This is a genomic window from Dactylosporangium cerinum (genome assembly GCF_042653625.1).
In the GTDB taxonomy this organism is placed as follows: Bacteria; Actinomycetota; Actinomycetes; order Mycobacteriales; family Micromonosporaceae; genus Dactylosporangium; species Dactylosporangium cerinum.
The window spans coordinates 1-18,844 of the sequence record NZ_JBHSIU010000030.1 but is presented as its reverse complement, the minus strand read 5'-3'; the positions used below and the strand labels follow the sequence as shown (position 1 = coordinate 18,844).

The window sequence follows — 18,844 nt, the reverse complement described above, 5'->3', positions numbered from 1 at the left end:
CGGCGCCGGCCTGAGCTCCACCCTGTGCCCCTGGTTCGCGGGTCCTCGCTCCGCTGCGGCCCGCTCACGCTGAAACCTCCCGCAGCGATGCGATCATCGAGGACCGTAGCAAATAGGCGCGGGCGGCGACCGGGTCCGCGGCCAGGGCGCGCAGCTCGTCGGCGTAGGCCGAGGCGCCGCCGGCGCGCAGCTTCTCCCAGTTGTTGTGGGTGGTCTTCTGCACGTAGTTGCGGGCGACGTCCCGCCGGGCGGTGGCGGTGGCGGTGACCGCGTCGTCGTCACCGTTGGCGATGGCGCCGGCCAGCAGGACCGCGTCGTGGATGCCGGAGTTCATGCCCATCCCGCCGAGCGGGTTGTTGATGTGTGCGGCGTCCCCGGCGAGCACGACCCGCCCGACCCGGAAGGACTCCGCGACCCGCTGGTGCACGCGGTACAGCGTGGTGTGCGCGATCCGCCACGGCCGTCCCGGGTCGGCGACGCCGAGCAGCCGCTCCGGGAGGCGGGCCCGCTCCACGTCGTCGGGGGTGTCGGGCGGGGTCGGCAGCAGCACCCGCCAGTGGTCCGGGGTGCGGAGCACGACGAGCCACTCGACCGGGTCGAAGAGGTAGTTCACCTCGGCGATGCCGGGCAGCAGCGCGGTCAGGTCCTCGTCGGTGGAGCCGACCAGGAACCGGTCCGGATACGTGATGCCCTCGAACGCGTCGCCGAACAGCGACCGGCGCACCACGGAGTTGGCGCCGTCGGCGCCGACGAGCCAATCGCCCCGGACAGTGTCGTTGACCGTCACCCCGGTGCCGTCCTGGGTCACCCGGTCGACGCGTTGCCCGAAGCGGACGGTTCCCGGGGGAAGCAGCGGCAGCAGGAGCCGGGTCAGCTTGCTCTGCTCGCACTGCAGGCGGAAGGGGTACGGGGTGTCGCCGGCCAGCAGCGACATGTCCAGCTCGGCGATGATGCCGCCACCGCGTTCCCGGTACTGGAAGCGGGGCGAGACCAGGCCCTGCGTCAGGAGCGCGTCGAGGACCCCGAGGTCGGCGAGCATCTCCAGGGACGGCGGGTGGAACGTCGAGGCCCGCGACTCCGTGGCGAGGGCGTCGCCGGCCTCCAGGACGGTGACGTCGACGCCGAGGCGGTGCAGGGTGAGCGCGGCGGTGAGGCCGACCGGCCCGGCGCCGGCGACGATGACCTTCATGCGGGCACCTCCGGGGCGTAGCGGGCGTCCAGGGCGAGCGCGTCGGCCTGTCCGACCAGGCCGGTGAACCCGTCCCAGGGCAGGCGGGGGACCGCGCCGGCGTGCCCGTCTGCGGCGATCGCGGCGTACGCGGCCCGGGCCGCCTCCAGGGCGGCGAGCAGCGGCGCGACCGGGTGCAGGACGAGCCGGACGCCGAGTTCGGCGAGCCGCTCGTCGGCCACGAAGGCGGCCGGGCCGGCCTCGGAGCGGTTGACGACGAGGGGCACGCCCGGCAGTGCGGCGTGCACGGCGGCGAGCTCGTCAACACCGGTGACGCCCTCGACGAACACGGCGTCGGCGCCCGCGTGCACGTATCTGGCCGCCCGGTCGATCGCGTCGTCGAGGCCGGTGACGGTGTACGCGTCCGTCCGCGCGACCACGACCAGGCCGGTGCCGGCCTCGGCGACCGCCCGGATCTTCGCCGCGGCCGGGCCGGCGTCGAGGAGTTCCTTGCCGGCCAGGTGCCCGCAGCGTTTCGGGCTGACCTGGTCCTCCAGGTGCAGCCCGGCGACCCCGGCGGCGGCGTACCGGCGGGCCGTCCACACCGCGTGCGGGGCGTTGCCGTAGCCGGTGTCGGCGTCCGCGAGCAGCGGCACCCCGCCCAGCGCGGGCGTCACGGTGGCGGCGACGGAAGCGATGTGGGTGCCGTGCAGGTAGCCGAGGTCGGGCAGCCCGAGCCGCAGCGCCGACACGGCCGCCCCGGACAGGTGCGCCGCGGCGAACCCGGCCCGCACGGCGAGGGCGGCGGTCAGCGGGTCGTACACGCCGGGCAGGTGGGTCACGCCCGCACCGGTCAGGAGCCGTCTCACAGCGCGAAGCCGTTCTCGACGCCGGTCACCCGCGGGTTGGTGAAGAAGCGCAGGGTCTCCGCGGTGCCTTCCTCGCCGAGGCCGGAGACGCCCCAGGCGGGCCGCGGCGTGAACAGGTGCAGGCTCATCACCGAGGAGCCGTTGACCTTCACCTCACCGGCCCGGATCCGCCGGGCCACCGCGAGCGCGGCCGCCTCGTCGGTGCCGAACACGTAGCCCTCCAGGCCGTAGGCGGTGTCGTTGGCGAGCGCGACGGCCTCCTCGACGGTGCCGTAGCCGTGCACGGTGGCGACCGGCCCGAAGATCTCGTGCCGGGCCGGCTCCTCGGCGGCGCCGGTGACGAGGGCGGGCGCGAAGAAGTTCCCGCCGGCGGGCACGTCGGTGAAGGTGTGCGCCTTGCCGCCGAGGTCGAGCATCCGGGCCGCGACGAGCGCGCGGTGCCCGCTGTGGATGAGCGGGCCCAGCTCGGTGGCCGGGTCGGCGGGGTCGCCGACGCGCAGCGCGGCGAGCCGCTCGCCGATCGCCGCGAGCAGCGACGGGAGCAGGTCGTGCGGCGCGATGAGCCGGCCGAGCGCCCGGCACCACTGGCCGTTGAGGGTGGTGAGCAGGTCGACGGCGGCGCGGGCGGCGGCGTCGACGTCGGCGTCGGGCAGCACGACGAGGGGGTTGTTGCCGCCGAGCTCCAGCTGCGCGGGTTTCAGCCCGGACGCGCACTGCCCGGCGACGGCCCGGCCGCCGGGGACGCCGCCGGTGAACGACACGGCCCGGATCCGGGGGTCGCCGACGAGCGTGGCGCCGACCTCGGGGCCGCCGTGCAGCAGCTGCAGCACGCCCGGCGGCAGCAGCCCGGCGATGGTCTCGACGAGCAACTGGGTGCCCAAAGGGGCGTACTCGCTGGGCTTGACGATGGTTGGGCAGCCGGCGGCGAGGGCGTTGGCGGCCTTGTGCGCGGCCATCGGCGCCGGGGCGTTCCACGGCACGAGGCACAGCGCCGGCCCCCACGGCAGCAGCTCCACGGTGACGGGCCGGCCGTCGTCGCGGGTCATGGTGCGGGTGAGCCAGCCCTCGCGCAGCTGCGCGGCGGCGAGCCGGAACGAGCCCGTGACGATGAACCCGAGCGGGGTCGCCTGCCGGATCGGCACGCCGGTGCTCGCGCTCTCCACGGCGACGATGCCGGCGACGGCCGCCTCGAGGGCGTCGGCGCAGGCGTCGAGCAGGTCGGCGCGTTCGGCCGGCGGCACGGCCGCCCACGGGGCGGCGGCGCGGTCCGCGGCGGCGAGGGCGGCCTCGACCTCGGCGCGGGTGCTGCCGAGCTGCGGGCCGAGGACCGCGCCGGTCGCCGGGTCCTCCAGGGTGCCGTTCAGGGTCCGGGTGGCCGGTGCCCAGGCACCGTCGACGAGTGACCGGGCGGCCATCTATTCCCCCTTGGCGACGTTGGCGAACAGCGCGTTCTCCGCGCCCGAGGTGACCAGGTTCGCAGCTTCGAGGCGGCCGCGTTCCGCGGGGAACGTCATGACGAGGGACATCGCGGTGTCGCGCACGGCGCGGGCGATGACCCCGGTGTTGGCGGTGCCGGACGTGCCGGTGCACTTCAGCGCGCCGACGGCGACGTCGAAGCAGGCCTCGGTGATGGAGCCCTTCGCCATCCGCCACTGGCGGAACACGTCGTCCTTGCTCCGCAGTGGCGGCTCGGACGTCTCGAGCTCCAGTTGCCGGCGGATCCACAGGTACGCGGTCTCGAGGCGCTCGGTCATGTCACCGAACAGCACCTGGTGCATGGGGCTGCTGGCGACGGGTCGGCCGGTGTCGGCGAACGCCTTGCCGGTCGTGGCGGCGAGGGCGGCGTCATAGGCGGCCTGCGCCGAACCCAGGTAGACCGCGGAGATGGCGCACTGGTTGCCGACGAACGAGCCGCGGCTGACCTGCAGCATCCGCACGAACGCGCCGGGCACGGTCAGCGCCTCGTCGTCGGCGATGAACACGTCCTTGAGCGTGATGCCCTGGTTGGCGGTGGCCCGCATGCCGAGGGCGTCCCAGGTCGGGCGCTCGCCGACGCCGGCGGCGTCGCGGGGCACGAAGAACGTGGCGAGCCCGGCGGCGGTGTCGGTGCCGGCCAGGCGGGCGGTGGTGAGGTAGTAGTCGGCGACGCCGGTGGCGCACCCGAAGGACTTCTCGCCGTTGAGCAGCCAGCCGCCGTCGGTCTTCGTCGCGGTGGTGCTGATGGAGATGTTGGCGCCGGCGCTCTTCACCGACTCGCTGGCGAAGTTGGCCAGCCAGACGCCCTCTGCCATGCGGGTCAGGACCTTCTCGGCGAACGCCCGGACCGCCGGGATCTCGTCGGTCTCGAACAGCCCGGCCCGGATCGCCTCCAGGGGCAGCAGCCCGCGGGAGGCGCTGGTGTTGTGGAAGAAGTACGCCAGGGCCGTCGAACCGCAGGCGGTGCCCATGGCGAAGGTGGCCGCGGCGAGGTCACGCAGGGTGCCGCCGAGGCCGCCGTACTCCTCCGGCACGACCAGGCCGAGCAGCCCGGCGTCGCGCAGCAGGCCGACGTGTTCGATCGGGAAGCGGCCTTCGGCGTCGGCGCCCGCCGCGGCCTTGCGCAGCGCGGGCAGCACGGATTCGACGCGTTCGGCCCGGCCGCGTTCGGCGTCGGACAGGCCGTCCAGCAGACGGTCGGCGGTGAGCTGTGCCATGACAGCGAAGTCCTTTCAGGAGATCGGTACGCGGTAGGTGCGGCCGGGCAGCGCGCCGCCGAGATGTCGTTCGAGCTCGGCGGCGGCGGCGACCAGCGCGGCGCGGGGGCTGTCGCAGGCCACGCCGAGCCGGTCGGCGAGGAACTGCACGTCTTCGCAGGCGAGCACCCCGTCGATGCCGCCGAGCGTGGTGTCGAAGTGCCGCACCCCGCTCTTCATCGCCGTCAGCGCGTTGACCAGGCCGAGGCCGTGCCGGTCGCGCAGGCGGACCCGCAGCGACACGGGCCTGGCCCGGACGGTGGCGTCCTGCAGCAGCTCCCGGACCTGGCGGGGGGAGGCGGCCTCGGCGCCCTCGTCCAGGCCGATCTCGGCACAGCCGAGCGAGGCCAGCAGGTCGACGGCGTCCAGGACGGCGGTGCTGCTGCCCGGCGCGAACGCGTCGGGCACCCAGCAGGTCGCCGTCATGTCGTAGCGGTCGGCCTCGTCGAGGATGTGTTTCGTGGTCGCGGGGTCGCCCGCGAGCAGCTCGATCACCCCGGCGCCGCTCAGCGCCGCGTCGGCGACCTCGTCGGCGGTCGCGACCAGGGCGGTCGCCGTCGACCGGTCGCCGGTGGAGGTGAGGCAGCCGAGCGGGTCGCGGACCCGGACCCGGACCCCGGCGGCGCGCAGCGCGGTGGCGAGGGTGCCGGCGGCGCCGGCGGAGACGGTGTGGTTGCGCAGCGCGGAGAGCAGGCCGGTGTCGGCGACGCTGACCTCGTCGGGCAGCACGTCGGCCAGCTGGCCCCAGGCCCGGGAGTGGAACAGCAGCGGCGCGACGATCCGGGCGGTGGACGCGCCGAGCACGGCGCCGACGAAGATGGTGTGGTCGCCGCCGGCGTACGCGTGGACCACCCGGCAGTCGAGCCAGCCGACGGCGTCGGTGAGCACCGGCGCACCGGTGACCCGGGTCTGCCAGGCGCCGCCGGCGAACCGGTCGGTGACGCCCTCCTGACCGGCGAAGCGGCGGCCGACCATCGTCTGGTCCTTGGCCAGGACGCTCACCGCGAAGACGCCGCTGGCCTCGATGAGCGTGTGCGTGATGATGCGCCGGTTGAGGCACACGAGAATCAGCGGCGGGTCCATGCTCACACTGGAGAAGGAGCTCGCGGTCATGCCGTGCCAGCCGTCGCCCGCGACGGTGGTCACGACGCTGACACCGCTCGGCCACTGTGCGAGCACCGAACGGAACGTGTCGGGGTCGATCGTCACCCGCGCCCACCTTTTGTTCCACTTAGCGAAACGCTGTCACGGTCACGGTAACGACGGCGGTGAAGCGATGTCAACGATGCGCGGACGCCGTTTCCCCTAGGGAAATCTGTGCTTAGACTTCTGGGGTGTCGACCACCACCACGACGGCGTCCAGCGCCGACAACGCCGACGGCTCCGCCAGCCGCTCCATCGCGGCGGTCGAGCGGGCCATGGACGTCCTGCTGCTCTTCGGCCGGGTCGGGCGCCCCGACCTCGGCGTCACCGAGATCGCCGCCGAGCTCGGCCTGACCAAGGCGGCGGTGCACCGCATCCTCACCGCACTGCGCAACCGGGACCTGGTGACGGTCGATCCGACCACCCGCCGGTATGCGCTCGGCCACGCGGCCGTGGCGCTCGGCCGGGCCTACCTGGCCCGCACCGACCTGCGCGCGATCGCCGCGCCGGAGCTGCGCCGGCTGTCCGAGGAGACCGGCGAGACCGCCACCCTGTCCATCCGCCGCGGTGACATGCGGCTCTACGTCGACCAGGTGGTGCCCGAGCAGGAGCTGCGCCTGGAGGTCCAGCTCGGCACGCCCTACCCGCTGCACGCGGGCGCGTCGTCGAAGGCGTTCCTGGCCTTCCTCGGCGAGGACGAGATCGAGGTGTACCTGGCGAAGCACGCCCTGAACGCGCTGACCGAGAAGACCATCGTCGAGGACGGCGCGCTGCGCCTGGAGCTGGCCGCGATCCAGCGCCGCGGCTACGCCACCTCGATGGGGGAGCGCCAGGTCGGGGCGGCGTCGGTCGCCGCGCCGGTGTTCGACCACGACGGGCACGTCATCGCGGTGCTGTCGGCGGCCGGCCCGCTGTCGCGCTTCAAGCCGCGGATGGCCGAGTGCGCCGACCGGCTCCTCGCCGCGGCCGCCCGGGTGTCCGGCCATCTCGGCTACCACGCCGGTTAGTGCATCCAGGGTTTGAGCACCCCGAACGCGGCGGCGGCGAGGACGGACAGCCAGATGCCCCACACGTAGGGCAGGCAGCCGTCCACCGCCCGCCGCAGCCGGCGCTCCACCTCCGGCGTCGAGCCGCTCGTCATCAGCTCGCCGTAGGGGGCGGCGAAGCCGCGCAGCGTCAGCCGGATGCCCAGACCGCACGCGATGGCCGTGGCGTAGAGCGCCACCTTCGCGCCGAGCCACTTCGGGTTGCTCGTCACGCCGAACGGTTCGGTGGTGAAGATGGTGTACACCGCGAGGGCGTACAGGATGCCGATCAGCGTGATGCGGATGCTCCAGTCGGCCCGCCGGACGAGGGGGTGTTTCCCCGGGGCGTGGTGGTCCCTGATCGTCAGGAACAGCCAGCCGAACGCGAAGAGCCACACCGGCAGCACCGTCCACCACTGGAAGAGGGTGAAGCCGCCGAGCTGCGCGCCGTGGGAGTCCAGGGCCATCAGGGTGACCCCGCTGGGCAGGAACAGCACCAGGCAGATCTTCGGGCCCAGGTCCAGCCCGCCCATGATCTTCAGGGCGGTGTTGCGCGCGACGGGCGGCAGGTCGGGCCGCAGGACGAAGCGGCTGGAGTAGAAGACGCCCAGGTCTCCGCCCAGCCAGAACACGAACAGCACGATGTGCAGCAGGATCCACCAGCCCATCGGACAATGGAAACACTGATCCGCTGTGGGAAACAAGTGCTTGACTCCGGCGCGGCGCCCTGCCTAGCGTCACGGGCATGACGCTGGGCAACTACCTCGAGGACTTCACGGTCGGCGCGGTGTATCAGCACCCTCTCGGGCGCACGATCAGCGAGGCCGACAACACGTGGTTCACGTTGCTCACGATGAACACCAACCAGAACCACTTCAACGCGCACTTCGCCGCCGACGCCCCGTACGGCCGCCTCATCGTGAACTCCGGGTTGAGCGTCGCGATCGTGCTCGGGCTGTCCGTCTCCGACATGAGCCAGCACGCCATCATGAACCTCGGCTGGGAACAGATCCGCCTCACCGCGCCGGTGTTCGTCGGCGACACCCTCTACGCCGAATCCATCGTGCTCGCCACCCGCCCATCGGCGTCGCGCCCCTACGCCGGCATCGTCACGTGCCGCACCCGCGGGCTCAACCAGGACGGCGACGAGGTCATGTCGTGGGAGCGCAGCGTCATGGTGTACCGGCGCGACGCCCCCCACGACAAGTCCCACTTCCCCGTGGCGAAGACGGGACCGCTGACCGCATGAGCGGTCCGGAGCGGAGCGGAGGGGCCGCGAATCAGGATCGCAGGTTGAAGTCAGGCCGGCGCCGGAGCGCAGCGGAGGTGACGGAATGACGCTTCCGGCGCTGCATTTCCAGCCGTGGGGCGAGACGCTCCAGGAGCAGCTTGACGCGGCGCACCGGGCCGAGGCCGCCGGGGCGGCCGTCGTCTGGGCGCCCGAGCTGCACCGCAGCGCCCCCGTCACCGCCGCCGCGCTCGCCGCCCGCACCGGCACGATCGGGGTGGGCACCGGCATCGCCCTGGCCTTCGCCCGCAGCCCGTTCCTCACCGCGCTGTCCGCGCTCGACCTGGACGAGCTGTCCGGCGGCCGGCTGCGGCTCGGCCTGGGCACCGGCGTGCAGCGGCTCAACGAGGACTGGCACGGCGTCACCTGGTCCCGCCCCGTCCGCCGGCTGCGCGAGACGGTGCTTGCCATCCGCCTGCTCATCGCCGGCGCGCACACGGGTGAGCCGATCGACTTCCAGGGCGAAGAGGTCCGGCTGCGGGTGCGCGGGTACCGCCGGCCATATGCACCGGTCCGGGCCGCGATCCCGGTGTACCTCGCCGGGGTCGGGCCCGCGATGACCGCCCTGGCCGGGGAGATCGGCGACGGCTGGATCTCCCACGAGCTGTGCTCCCCGTCCTACCTCGCCTCCCACGTCCTGCCGCGCCTCGGTGCGAAAGCGGGGTTCGAGGTGGTGGTGTCGGCCTGCTGCGCGATCGACGACGACGCGGACGCGGCCCGGGCCGCCGCCGCCGGGGTCGTCGGGTTCTACGCCTCCGTGCGCACCTACGCCGACCTGTTCGCCTTCCACGACCTCGCCGACGAGCAGCAGCGGGTCATCGAGGCGTTCCGGGGCGGCCTGCCCGCCGACGGGCTCGCCGGCGCGGTCGCCCCCGCGATGGTCGACCGGCTCACCCTCGCCGGGACGCCGGACCAGGTCGCCGCGCGGATCGGCGAGTACAGCGGGCTCGCCGGTGCGATCAAGCTCAGCCCGCCCACGCACGGGCTGCCGCCTTCGCGGATCCGCGCGCTCCAGCAGCAGATCCTGCGACTGATCGAGGAGCTGAGCCGGTGAGACCCCTCGAAGACATCCGGATCGTGTCCCTCGAACAGTACGGCGCCGGACCGTTCGGGTCCGTGCACCTGGCCGACCTCGGCGCCGAGATCATCAAGATCGAGGACCCGCGGACCGGCGGCGACGTCGGCCGGTACGTGCCGCCGTTCGCCGACGGCGAGGACTCGCTGTTCTTCGAGACGTTCAACCGCAACAAACGCTCCATCTCCCTCGACGTCACCTCGCCCGCCGGGCGGCTCGTCTTCGAGGATCTGGTGCGGGCCAGCCACGCCGTCTACTCCAACCTGCGCGGTGACGTGCCGGCGAAACTCGGCATCCGCTACGACGAACTCGCCGGGATCAACCCCGCGATCGTCTGCTGCTCCCTGACCGGCTTCGGCATGAACGGCCCGCGCTCGACCCAGCCCGGCTACGACTACATCCTGCAGGGCCTCGCCGGCTGGATGGAGCTCACCGGCGAACCCGACGGGCCGCCGACGAAGAGCGGGCTGTCCCTGGTGGACTACAGCGGCGGCCTCGTCGCCGCGATCGCGCTCCTGGCGGGGGTGCACGCGGCCCGCCGCGACGGCATCGGCATGGACTGCGACCTCAGCCTGTACGACACCGCCGTCGGCATGCTCACCTACCCGGCGGTGTGGCACCTCAACGGCGGCTTCGAACCCGTGCGCACCCACCACTCGGCGCACCCGTCGCTGGTGCCGTTCCAGGTGTTCCGGGCCTCCGACGGGTGGCTCGTGGTCGGCTGCGCGAAGGAGAAGTTCTGGCGGCGCCTCGCCGACCTGCTCGACGGGGTGGCCGGCACGTCGTTCGCCACGGACCCCCGGTTCGCCACGTTCGGCGGGCGGCACCAGCACGCGACGATGCTGCTCGCGCTGCTCGAGGACGCCTTCGCGACGCGGACGGTCGCGGCGTGGCTCGCCGACCTGGAACCCGCCGGTGTCCCGTGCGGGCCCGTCAACGACGTCGCCGCGGCCCTCGCCGATCCGCACACCGCCGCCCGTGGCATGGTCGTGGAAACCGATCACCCGGTGTTCGGCACGATCCGCCAGCCCGCGTCGCCGGTGCGGGTCGGTGCCGAACCCGTCCCGCACCGCCGCGCGCCGCGCCGCAACGAGGACGCCGCCTACGTGCTGCACGACATCCTCGGCTACGACGACACCCGCATCGGCGGCCTCACCGCCGCCGGGGCGTTCGGGCCGGTCACATGACGGTCGCCGCCGCCCTCGCCGACTGGGGCCTGTCGGTCGCCCTCGAGGACCTGCCGGTCGAGGCGGCGCTGCGGCACCTGCTCGACGGGTGCGGCACCGCCGTCGCGGCCCTGCGACTTGGTGTTGCCGACCCGGCCCTCGCCGTCGCACGGGAGCTCGGCGGGCCGCCGGAGGCCCGGATCCCCGGCACCGCCACCCGGCTCGGCGCACCCGCCGCCGCCCTCGCCGGCGGGGTCCTCGTGCACGCCCTCGACTTCGACGACACCCACGCCGGCGGTCTCGTCCACGCGACCGCGCCCGTGCTGCCCGTCGTCCTCGCCGTCGGCGAGCAGCTGCGCGTCACCGGCGCCGAGGCGGTCGCCGCGCTCGCCGTCGGCCTGGAAACCGTCTGCCGGCTCGGCGCCGCCGCGCCGCACGCGTTCCACGCCCGCGGGGTGCACGCCACCGCCGCCTGCGGGGTCCTCGCCGCCGCCCTCGCCGCCGCCCGGCTGCACCGCCTCACCGCCGTGCAGGCGGTCGACGCGCTCGGCATCGCCGCCAGCCAGGCCGGCGGGCTCCTGGAGTTCCTGCACACCGGGTCGTCGACGAAGCAGCTGCACACCGGGTTCGCCGCGCACCACGGCATCCTCGCCGCCCGCCTCGCCGCCGCGGGCGCCGGCGGACCCGCCAGCGCCATCGAGGGCCCATCGGGGTTCTACGCGGCACTCGCCGGGCGGCGGGTCCCACCGGAAGCGGTCCTCGACGGGCTCGGCGAGCGGTTCGAGCTGACCCGGATCACGGTGAAGCCCTATCCGGCGTGCCAGCTGCTGCACGCGCCGCTCGACGCCGCCGCGACCCTGCGCCTCGACCCGGGCGAGATCGTTGCTGTCGTCGTGGACGTGCATCCCGACGCGGAGGCGATCGTGTGCGGGCCCGACCAGGCCGCGCCCCGCACCGCATACCAGGCGAAGTTCGCCCTGGCCTGGTGTGTCGCGGCGATGCTGCGCGACGGCGCGGTCACGGCCGCCACCTTCACCGGCGTCGACCGGCCCGACGTGCTTGCCCTCGCCGCGGTGGTGCGGCACCGCGTCGCGCCGTGGTCCGGTGCCGCCGCCGACCAGCCCGGGCGGGTCGAGGTGACGCTGCGGTCCGGCCGGATCGTCGTCGGCGAGGTGCCGCGCAGCGGCGGCGGACCCGGCGCGCCCGGCCTCGACGCGACCGTGCGCGCCAAGGCCCTCACCAACCTCGGCGCCGGCGGACCCGCGGTGCTCGCCGCCGTGGCCGCGCTGCCCGGCGCCCCCGACCTGGACGACCTCCTCGACGCGCTGGGAGCGACCGCATGACCACCTACCTGCCGGGTGTCTCCGGCACCGACCCGGCCGCCGTCCACGCGGCGGCCGTCCGGCAGCTGGCCGACGCCGGTTTCGGGCCGGACGACATCGTGCACGTCACGCAGTACGTCACCGGTGCCGGCGGTGCTCTGGACGTGCACCGGGTGCCGGTGTCGGTGGTGCCCGTCGCCGGGTTCCCCGACCCGGCACACACGTTCGGCGTCGAGCTCGCCGTGTTTGCCGGTGGCGGCACCGCGATCGACACGGGCGACGGGGGAGTGCTGCGGATCGCCGGGGACCTGGTCCACCTGCCGAGCGTGCACACCACCACCGGGGAGTTCCGCGACCAGTACCGCTGGTGCCTGACGCGACTCGGCGAGCTCCTGGCGCACGCCGGGCTCGGCCTCGACGCGCTGGTCCGCACGACCGACTTCACCGCCACCGCGACCCGCGCCGAGTACCCGCGCTGCGGCCGGCCCCGGCGCGAGCTGCTCGGCCCGGTCTTCCCCGGTGCCGCCGGCATCCTCGTCGACACCCCCGTCGCGGCCGGCGCCGCGGTGTCCCTCGACGCCCTCGCCGGTCTCGGCCCGCTGCGACCGGTGAACCCCGGCTGGGCCCGCTACGACACCCTGACCTACCAGCCCGGTGTCGTCGCCGGGAACACCCTCGTCATGTCCGGCTTCGGCGCCCTCGACCCCGCCACGCAACTCGCCGTGCACGACGGGGACCTCGTCGCGCAGGCGGCGTTCATCTACGACAACATCGACCTGGTCGCGCCGGGTGCCACCGTCACCCGGCTCCTCGAATACGTCACCCCCGCCGGGCTCGCGGACTACGGCAAGCTCGCCGCGATGCGCGCCGAGCGGTACCCGGAGGCCGCGGTCACCTCGGTCGTCTGCTCGGCCCTGCTGCGGCCGGAGTTCCTCCTGGAGGTCGTGCCGACGGCGGTGGTGCCCGCATGATGACCGACGCGATCCGCGCCCTCATCGGCCGCGAGGTCACCTACACCGCGCCGGAACCCCTCGGTCGGGCCGCGATCCGCTACTTCGCGCTCGCCGTCGGCGACCACAACCCCGTCTACACCGACGACGCGGCGGCCCGCGCCGCCGGGCACGACGGGGTCGTCGCGCCGCCGACGCTCATCTGCGAGACCAACCAGTACGCCGGGCTGCCCGCCGACGCCGACGGCTACGCCGGGCACACCTGGGGCATCGAGCTGCCCGGCACCCGCCAGGTCCGCGGCGGCAACGCCTACGAGTTCCACCGGGCGGTGCGCCCCGACGACGTGGTCACCGCGACGTGGCGCCTGCAGGACATCGCCGAGCGGACCACGGGTGCCGGGCAGCCGATGCTGGTGTTCACGTCCCGGGCCACCTACACCAACCAGGACGGCGACCTCCTGGCCACCAACGAGGAGACCATCATCTACCTCGGGGTGACCCCGTGAAGCCCGGCCTCGAACTGCCGCCGCTCGAACGGCGCATCGCACTGCCCGACATGATCGCCTACGCCGGCGCCACCTGGGACTGGCACCGGCTGCACTACGACCCCTCGTATCTCGCCCCGCGCGGCCTGGACCTCCCGGTCGTGGACGGGCAGGTGTTCGGGGCGCTCCTCGCCGAGCAGGTCCAGGACTGGATCGGGGCCGCCGGGGTGCTGCGCACCCTGAAGTTCCGGTTCAAGCAGCTCGTGTACGCCGGGGAGACCGTCCGCTGCGTCGGCACCGTGACCGCCGTGGACGGTGCGCTCGTCACGATCGAACACCAGGTGCTCGCCGGAGACGCAGCGCGCGTCGCGGTCGCGCCCGCGTCGTCCACGGTGGAACTGCGATGAGCACCGGGGTCTGCATCGTGGGCGCGGCCGAGTCCGACCTCGGGGTCACCGGCAAGACCGTGCTGCACCTGCAGACCCAGGCGATCACCCGGGCCCTCGCCGACGCCGGGCTGCGCCTCGCCGACGTCGACGGGCTCGCCACCAACGGCGTGTCCCGGTTCTCCGCCACCCAGGTCGCCGAGCATCTCGGGCTGCGTCCACGGTGGACGGACTCGACGTTCGCCGGCGGGTCCGCGTTCGAGCTGTACGTCGGTCACGCCGTCCAGGCGATCCAGGCCGGGCAGGCGTCGGTGGTGGTCATCTCGTACGGGTCCAACCAGCGGTCGGCGCGCAGCCGCACCCTCGACCCGTACGAGGCGCACACCCCGGAGGCGCAGTTCGAGCAGCCGTACGGGCCGCTGTACCCCGTGTCCGCGTACGCCATGGCCGCCCAGCTGTACCTGCACACGTACGGCGCCGCCCGGGGCCGTGCGGGCATGACCGAGGTCGCCGTCGCCGCCCGCGAGTGGGCCCTGGCGAACCCGCGCGCCTACCGCTACGGCGCGGGGCCGCTGTCGGCCGGGGACGTGTCGGACAGCCCGCTGCTCAGCGACCCGCTGCGGGTCGCCGACTGCTGCCTCGTCACCGACGGCGGCGGCGCGGTCGTGCTGACCACCGCTTCGCTCGCCCGGGACCTGCCCGGTGTCCTCGTCGAGGTGCTCGGCTACGGCGAGGCGACGACCGGCACCTCCATTGTCGGCATCGGCGACCTGTTGCGCACCGGCGCCGTCGAGTCCGGCCGGCGGGCGTTCACCATGGCGGGGCTCACCCCGGCGGACGTCGACTCCGCCCAGATCTACGACTCGTTCACCATCACCGTCCTGCTGTCCCTGGAGGCGCTCGGCTTCTGCGGCTTCGGCGAGGCCCCCGACCTCGTCGCCGCCGGGACGCTGCCGCTGAACACGTCCGGCGGTGGGCTGTCGTACTGCCACCCAGGCCAGCTGGGCGTGCTGCTGCTCGTCGAGGCGGTCCGCCGGCTGCGCGCCACGCCGGACCGCACCGCGCTCGTGCACGGCACCGGCGGGATCCTCTCCACCCACGGCACCGTCCTGTTGGGACGGACCACATGATGGTGCCGCAGGACGAGACAACGGCTGCATGGTGGGACGCGACCCGGCAGCGGCGGCTCACCGTGCAGCGGTGCGCCGCGTGCGGGCACCACCAGCACTACCCGCGACCCGTGTGCCTGGCCTGCGGCGGACCCGAACCACCCCTCGTGGACGTCACCGGCGCGGGCATCGTGGAGACGTTCACCGTCGTGCGCCGCGCCCCGTCACCGGCGTTCACCGCGCCGTACGCCGTCGCCGTCGTCGCCCTGGCCGAGGGTCCCCGGCTGCTCGCCAACGTCGAACCCTGGCCGGACGTGACCATCGGGGCCCGCGTCCAGGTGCGCTGGCGGGCCCTGGACGACGGCCGCAACCTGCCCTACTTCGCAGTCGTGTAAGGGGATCCACAGTGGACTTCGAGCTCACCGACGAGCAGCGCCAGTTCCGCGACGCGCTGCGGGCGTTCGTCGACAAGGAGATCCGGCCCGTCGCCCGCGAATGGGAGGCCACCGACCGGTACCCCACCGAGATCGTCGCCACGATGCGCCGGATGGGGCTGTTCGGGCTGACCGTCCCCGAGGAGTACGGCGGCCTCGGCGCCGACATGGTCTCCTTCGCCCTCGTCTTCGAGGAGATCGCCAAGGGCTGGATGGGCATCGCCGGCATCCTCGGCAGCCACTCCCTGTCCTGCTGGCTCATCGCCCGGCACGGCACCGACGCGCAGCGCCGCCGGTACCTGCCGGACCTCGCGACCGGGGCCCGCCGCACCGGCATCGCGCTCACCGAACCCGACGCCGGCACCGACCTGCAGGGCATCCGCACCGTCGCCCGCCGCGACGGCGACGACTACGTGATCAGCGGCCGCAAGACGTGGATCACCAACGCCCGGCACGCCGACCCGCTGCCCGTGCTCGTCAAGACGGACCCGGCCGCGAGCCCCGCGCACCGCGGCATGTCGGTGCTGCTGGTCGAGGCCGGCACGCCCGGCTTCGAGGTCCTGCGCGACCTGCCGAAGCTCGGCTACAAGGGGACCGAGTCGTGCGAGATCCTCTTCGAGGACTGCCGGGTCCCCGCGTCCGCCCTGCTCGGCGGCGTCGAGGGCCGCGGCATGCAGCAGGTCCTGTCCGGCCTGGAGACGGGCCGGATCAACGTCGCCGCCCGCGCGCTCGGCATCGCCCAGGCCGCCTACGACGAGGCGCTGCGCTACGCGGGCCAGCGCAAGGCGTTCGGGTCGCAGATCTCGGAGTTCCAGGCGATCCAGCTGCGGCTCGCCGACATGGCGATGCAGGTCCAGTCGGCCCGGCTGATGGTGTACTGGGCCGCGTCCCGCGCCGACGCCGGCCGCCGCGTCGACCTCGAGGCCGGGATGGCGAAGGCGTTCGCGTCCGAGGCGGCCGCGGCCTGCGCCCTGTCGGCGATGCAGGTCCACGGCGGCTACGGCTACTCCAAGGAGTTCGACGTCGAACGGCTCTACCGCGACGCCCCGCTGATGATGATCGGCGAGGGCACCAACGACATCCAGCGCATCGTCATCGCCAAGGCACTCACCAGCGGGAAAGGCACCATCGGATGAGGTCGTACCTCTACGTCCCCGGCGACGCGCCGCAGAAGCTCGACAAGGCCCTGACCCGCGGCGCGGACGCACTCATCGTCGACCTCGAGGACGCGGTGCCCGCCGCCGGCAAGTCCCGCGCCCGCGCGCTCGTGGCCGCCTGGTTGTCGGACCTGCCGCCCGCGGGCCGTCCGGCCGTCTGGGTCCGGGTCAACCCCGGCCCGACCGGCGAGGCCGACGTGCGCGCCGTGACCGGGCCCAACCTCGCGGGGGTCTGCCTCGCCAAAGCCGGCAGCGCGGCCGAGGTCGCCGCGTTCGGCGCCACCATCGCCGCCGCCGAGGAGGCGTGCGGCCGGCCGGTCGGCAGCGTTGCCGTCGTGCCGCTGCTCGAGTCCGCGGCGGCGGTCCTCGGCGCGCCCGACATCGCCCGCGCGCCGCGGGTCGCCCGGCTCCAGATCGGCGAGGCCGACCTGCGCGCCGAGCTCGGCGTCACCCTCGGCCCCGACGAGCGCGAGCTGCTGTTCGTCCGCTCGCAGATCGTCCTGGCCAGCGCCGCCGCCGGGATCGCCCCGCCGGTCGCCTCCGTCAGCACCGACTACCGCGACCTGGCGGCCCTGCGCGCCTCGACGGTCGCGTTCCGGCGGCTCGGGTTCCTCGGCCGCGCCTGCATCCACCCGGCCCAGGTCGCCGTGGTCAACGAGGTGTTCACCCCGACACCCGAGGAGGTCGAGGAGGCGGCCGACCTGGTCCGCCGCTTCGACGCCGCGCTCGACTCCGGCGCCGGTGTCCTCGTCGACGTCGACGGCCGCATGGTCGACGCCGCCGTCGTCCGCGCCGCCCGCCGCCTCCTGGACCTCGCCAGGTAGCGATCGGCCAGGTGTGCTAGAAACTCTCCCGTACGGGGGAGGTACAGCATGCGTCGTCTCTGTGTGGTGCTCGGGGTGCTCGCGATCGGGCTGGCCGGCTGCGGTTCGTCCGGTTCGTCCGGTGAACCCGCGAAGGGCAAGCCCGGTGCATCCGCGTCGGCGTCGAAGGCGCCGCCGCCGAAGGTTCCGGGCAAGATCGTGGTCGTGGTGGGCGGCTCGCTGAAGGTGTTGACCCAGGAGCCCGACGGCCACCTGATCATCGCGCCGCTGGACGCGCCGAAGTTCGAGGACTACGAGTTCACGCCCGACCACAAGACGGTGATCTACCGCGCCGGCACGGTGGTGACGGCCCGCAACCTCGCCGACGGCAGCGAGAAGAAGCTCGCCGGCGACGCCAAGAGCAACAGCCTGTGCCTGCGGACCTCGCCGGACGGCAAGCGGGTCTCCTACCGCCGCAACGACGACCTCGTCGTGGTCGACCTGGCCGGCAAGGTGACCGTGCTGGACAAGGTGAAGCGGGACAAGTACGGCTCCGGCACGGTCACCGCCACCACCGAGCTGGGCTGCGGCGAGTGGCTGGACGCGACGCACGTCGTGTTCGACCGGCGCAAGTCGCTGCCGGAGACCGTCTCCGTCAAGGCCCTCGAGTTCGAGGTCACCGTCGACGCCGACACCACGACCGTCGCGGTGCTCGGCGGCAAGAGCCCGAAGCTGATCGACTCGCCGGCGATGTGGAACCCCACCGCCGTCTGCGGCAACTGGGTCGTGGCCAACAACGGCAAGAACGCGGACGTGCTGCACCTGAAGCAGCGCACCGGCGACGGCGACATCACCAGGGCCGGCGCGTTCACCGGCCAGGACCTGGCCGTGGCCGGCACCGCCGGCACCACCCACGGCGTGCTCTTCGTGCCCGGCGCCTGCCGCCCGCTGCTGTACTCCGTCGACAAGCGGACCTTCCAGACGGTCGACCCGGCGACCCGGGCGGTCGGCGCCCCGGTCGCCACCCTGCCCGCCGGCGGCATCGAGGTCCACCTGTTCGACGAGCCGGCGACCTGGCAACCCGGAGCCGAGGTGTTCGCCGCCGTCGTCGACAAGCAGCTCGTCGTCGTCGACGTCAAGGCCGGCACCGCCACCCCCGTCCCGTCCGACGGCCTGGACGCCGCCGCCCGCGTGGTCGCCTGGCTGCCGTGACTGCATTGACATCGATCATTTGACCTTGGCAGGGAGGGGTGAGCGTCTCCCCCCGGGGGGCGATCGTCATGAGGATGGGCCTGGCCGTGGTCGTTGCGATGGCGGGGCTGCCGGCGCAACCTGCGCGTCCGTCGCTAGGGGGTCAGTTTTCACCCGTCGCCGACAGTGGGCTCCGTCGAGGCATCGCACACTCTCCCTTGCCACGGCGAACACCGGAAACGCGGCTATCGCGCATCAGTGTACGAGCACGCATCCACCACAAGTGATCACGCAGTCACTCGTTCTTGTCCAACGGGGCTGACAGCGGAATATTCCCAGCCGCGTCGGCGTCAACACACTGAAGGTGAACGAGGATTACCTGCATATCAAGCAGATCCGGACGCTCATCGACGATCAGACAGGTTCGAGCTTCCTGGGCGCTCGGTGCTCAGAACGGGCCCATTGATCCCCGCCCTGCCCCAGGCATCGTCCCCCCGCACGCTGGCCTCCGACCATGAGACGTCAGGCAGGGCCCACGAAC

Annotated in this window: 19 protein-coding genes; 13 read left to right on the top strand and 6 right to left on the bottom strand. The window is 73.6% G+C overall.

The window, feature by feature from the left end:
• Nucleotides 1-64: 64 nt before the first annotated feature.
• Genes ACFPIJ_RS25185 through ACFPIJ_RS25165 form a run of 5 tightly spaced genes read right to left on the bottom strand, consistent with a single transcriptional unit; the run spans nucleotide 65 to nucleotide 5,978 of the window.
• Nucleotides 65-1,189, bottom strand: coding sequence for an FAD-dependent oxidoreductase (locus ACFPIJ_RS25185; protein WP_380117814.1), 1,125 nt, complete (start codon nucleotides 1,187-1,189; stop codon nucleotides 65-67).
• Nucleotides 1,186-2,037, bottom strand: coding sequence for an isocitrate lyase/PEP mutase family protein (locus ACFPIJ_RS25180; RefSeq protein ID WP_380117812.1), 852 nt, complete (start codon nucleotides 2,035-2,037; stop codon nucleotides 1,186-1,188). Before ACFPIJ_RS25180 ends, ACFPIJ_RS25185 begins: the two co-directional genes overlap by 4 nt.
• The gene (locus ACFPIJ_RS25175) at nucleotides 2,034-3,452 is read right to left on the bottom strand and encodes an aldehyde dehydrogenase family protein (protein ID WP_380117810.1); all 1,419 of its coding nucleotides are present in this window, start codon (nucleotides 3,450-3,452) and stop codon (nucleotides 2,034-2,036) included. The genes ACFPIJ_RS25180 and ACFPIJ_RS25175 overlap by 4 nt, the downstream gene beginning before the upstream one ends.
• Nucleotides 3,453-4,730, bottom strand: a complete 1,278-nt coding sequence (locus tag ACFPIJ_RS25170; RefSeq protein ID WP_380117808.1) for an acyl-CoA dehydrogenase family protein — start codon at nucleotides 4,728-4,730, stop codon at nucleotides 3,453-3,455.
• A 15-nt stretch (nucleotides 4,731-4,745) separates the two neighbouring features.
• On the bottom strand, nucleotides 4,746-5,978 hold the full coding sequence (locus ACFPIJ_RS25165; RefSeq protein WP_380117806.1) for a flavin reductase: 1,233 nt from the start codon (nucleotides 5,976-5,978) through the stop codon (nucleotides 4,746-4,748).
• A 125-nt stretch (nucleotides 5,979-6,103) separates the two neighbouring features.
• Here ACFPIJ_RS25165 and ACFPIJ_RS25160 point away from each other — a divergent pair, with 125 nt between their 5' ends.
• The gene (locus tag ACFPIJ_RS25160) at nucleotides 6,104-6,919 is read left to right on the top strand and encodes an IclR family transcriptional regulator (protein WP_380117804.1); all 816 of its coding nucleotides are present in this window, start codon (nucleotides 6,104-6,106) and stop codon (nucleotides 6,917-6,919) included.
• Here ACFPIJ_RS25160 and ACFPIJ_RS25155 read toward each other — a convergent pair.
• The gene (locus tag ACFPIJ_RS25155) at nucleotides 6,916-7,605 is read right to left on the bottom strand and encodes a hypothetical protein (protein WP_380117802.1); all 690 of its coding nucleotides are present in this window, start codon (nucleotides 7,603-7,605) and stop codon (nucleotides 6,916-6,918) included. The two genes, ACFPIJ_RS25160 and ACFPIJ_RS25155, sit on opposite strands and share 4 nt — an antisense overlap.
• A gap of 77 nt (nucleotides 7,606-7,682) precedes the next feature.
• Between ACFPIJ_RS25155 and ACFPIJ_RS25150 the strand changes: the two genes are divergently transcribed.
• The 12 genes from ACFPIJ_RS25150 (at nucleotide 7,683) to ACFPIJ_RS25095 (ending at nucleotide 18,324) form a co-directional block, all read left to right on the top strand.
• Nucleotides 7,683-8,186: a MaoC family dehydratase gene (locus tag ACFPIJ_RS25150; RefSeq protein WP_380117800.1), complete on the top strand. Its 504-nt coding sequence runs from the start codon at nucleotides 7,683-7,685 to the stop codon at nucleotides 8,184-8,186.
• An 85-nt stretch (nucleotides 8,187-8,271) separates the two neighbouring features.
• Nucleotides 8,272-9,279: an LLM class flavin-dependent oxidoreductase gene (locus ACFPIJ_RS25145; RefSeq protein WP_380117798.1), complete on the top strand. Its 1,008-nt coding sequence runs from the start codon at nucleotides 8,272-8,274 to the stop codon at nucleotides 9,277-9,279.
• Nucleotides 9,276-10,487 carry a CaiB/BaiF CoA transferase family protein gene (locus ACFPIJ_RS25140; protein WP_380117796.1) on the top strand — a complete coding sequence of 404 codons (1,212 nt, stop codon included), beginning with the start codon at nucleotides 9,276-9,278 and terminating at the stop codon, nucleotides 10,485-10,487. Before ACFPIJ_RS25145 ends, ACFPIJ_RS25140 begins: the two co-directional genes overlap by 4 nt.
• Nucleotides 10,484-11,809, top strand: coding sequence for an MmgE/PrpD family protein (locus ACFPIJ_RS25135; RefSeq protein WP_380117794.1), 1,326 nt, complete (start codon nucleotides 10,484-10,486; stop codon nucleotides 11,807-11,809). Before ACFPIJ_RS25140 ends, ACFPIJ_RS25135 begins: the two co-directional genes overlap by 4 nt.
• Nucleotides 11,806-12,759 (top strand): RidA family protein, encoded by a 954-nt coding sequence (locus tag ACFPIJ_RS25130; protein ID WP_380117792.1) that lies wholly within the window; start codon nucleotides 11,806-11,808, stop codon nucleotides 12,757-12,759. Before ACFPIJ_RS25135 ends, ACFPIJ_RS25130 begins: the two co-directional genes overlap by 4 nt.
• Nucleotides 12,756-13,244: an FAS1-like dehydratase domain-containing protein gene (locus ACFPIJ_RS25125; RefSeq protein ID WP_380117790.1), complete on the top strand. Its 489-nt coding sequence runs from the start codon at nucleotides 12,756-12,758 to the stop codon at nucleotides 13,242-13,244. The genes ACFPIJ_RS25130 and ACFPIJ_RS25125 overlap by 4 nt, the downstream gene beginning before the upstream one ends.
• Entirely contained in the window at nucleotides 13,241-13,630 is a 390-nt protein-coding gene (locus ACFPIJ_RS25120) for a MaoC/PaaZ C-terminal domain-containing protein (RefSeq protein ID WP_380117788.1), read from the top strand. The genes ACFPIJ_RS25125 and ACFPIJ_RS25120 overlap by 4 nt, the downstream gene beginning before the upstream one ends.
• Nucleotides 13,627-14,739, top strand: a complete 1,113-nt coding sequence (locus ACFPIJ_RS25115) for a thiolase C-terminal domain-containing protein (RefSeq protein WP_380117786.1) — start codon at nucleotides 13,627-13,629, stop codon at nucleotides 14,737-14,739. Before ACFPIJ_RS25120 ends, ACFPIJ_RS25115 begins: the two co-directional genes overlap by 4 nt.
• A complete protein-coding gene (locus tag ACFPIJ_RS25110; RefSeq protein WP_380117784.1) occupies nucleotides 14,736-15,113 on the top strand; it encodes a Zn-ribbon domain-containing OB-fold protein in 378 nt (125 codons plus the stop codon). Before ACFPIJ_RS25115 ends, ACFPIJ_RS25110 begins: the two co-directional genes overlap by 4 nt.
• A gap of 11 nt (nucleotides 15,114-15,124) precedes the next feature.
• The gene (locus ACFPIJ_RS25105; RefSeq protein ID WP_380117782.1) at nucleotides 15,125-16,288 is read left to right on the top strand and encodes an acyl-CoA dehydrogenase family protein; all 1,164 of its coding nucleotides are present in this window, start codon (nucleotides 15,125-15,127) and stop codon (nucleotides 16,286-16,288) included.
• Complete coding sequence (locus ACFPIJ_RS25100) at nucleotides 16,285-17,133, top strand: HpcH/HpaI aldolase/citrate lyase family protein (RefSeq protein WP_380117780.1); 849 nt, start codon at nucleotides 16,285-16,287, stop codon at nucleotides 17,131-17,133. Before ACFPIJ_RS25105 ends, ACFPIJ_RS25100 begins: the two co-directional genes overlap by 4 nt.
• Nucleotides 17,134-17,181: 48 nt before the next feature.
• Nucleotides 17,182-18,324, top strand: coding sequence for a hypothetical protein (locus ACFPIJ_RS25095; RefSeq protein WP_380117778.1), 1,143 nt, complete (start codon nucleotides 17,182-17,184; stop codon nucleotides 18,322-18,324).
• Nucleotides 18,325-18,844: the final 520 nt, after the last annotated feature.

Excerpts from the sequence above, each read along its gene's own strand:
- ACFPIJ_RS25135 (WP_380117794.1), top strand. The coding sequence starts at position 10,484 with ATGACGGTCGCCGCCGCCCTCGCCGACTGGGGCCTGTCGGTCGCCCTC.
- ACFPIJ_RS25155 (WP_380117802.1), bottom strand. The coding sequence starts at position 7,605 with ATGGGCTGGTGGATCCTGCTGCACATCGTGCTGTTCGTGTTCTGGCTG.
- ACFPIJ_RS25130 (WP_380117792.1), top strand. The coding sequence starts at position 11,806 with ATGACCACCTACCTGCCGGGTGTCTCCGGCACCGACCCGGCCGCCGTC.
- ACFPIJ_RS25185 (WP_380117814.1), bottom strand. The coding sequence starts at position 1,189 with ATGAAGGTCATCGTCGCCGGCGCCGGGCCGGTCGGCCTCACCGCCGCG.
- ACFPIJ_RS25100 (WP_380117780.1), top strand. The coding sequence starts at position 16,285 with ATGAGGTCGTACCTCTACGTCCCCGGCGACGCGCCGCAGAAGCTCGAC.
- ACFPIJ_RS25175 (WP_380117810.1), bottom strand. The coding sequence starts at position 3,452 with ATGGCCGCCCGGTCACTCGTCGACGGTGCCTGGGCACCGGCCACCCGG.
- ACFPIJ_RS25125 (WP_380117790.1), top strand. The coding sequence starts at position 12,756 with ATGATGACCGACGCGATCCGCGCCCTCATCGGCCGCGAGGTCACCTAC.
- ACFPIJ_RS25110 (WP_380117784.1), top strand. The coding sequence starts at position 14,736 with ATGATGGTGCCGCAGGACGAGACAACGGCTGCATGGTGGGACGCGACC.
- ACFPIJ_RS25145 (WP_380117798.1), top strand. The coding sequence starts at position 8,272 with ATGACGCTTCCGGCGCTGCATTTCCAGCCGTGGGGCGAGACGCTCCAG.
- ACFPIJ_RS25095 (WP_380117778.1), top strand. The coding sequence starts at position 17,182 with ATGCGTCGTCTCTGTGTGGTGCTCGGGGTGCTCGCGATCGGGCTGGCC.
- ACFPIJ_RS25150 (WP_380117800.1), top strand. The coding sequence starts at position 7,683 with ATGACGCTGGGCAACTACCTCGAGGACTTCACGGTCGGCGCGGTGTAT.
- ACFPIJ_RS25115 (WP_380117786.1), top strand. The coding sequence starts at position 13,627 with ATGAGCACCGGGGTCTGCATCGTGGGCGCGGCCGAGTCCGACCTCGGG.
- ACFPIJ_RS25170 (WP_380117808.1), bottom strand. The coding sequence starts at position 4,730 with ATGGCACAGCTCACCGCCGACCGTCTGCTGGACGGCCTGTCCGACGCC.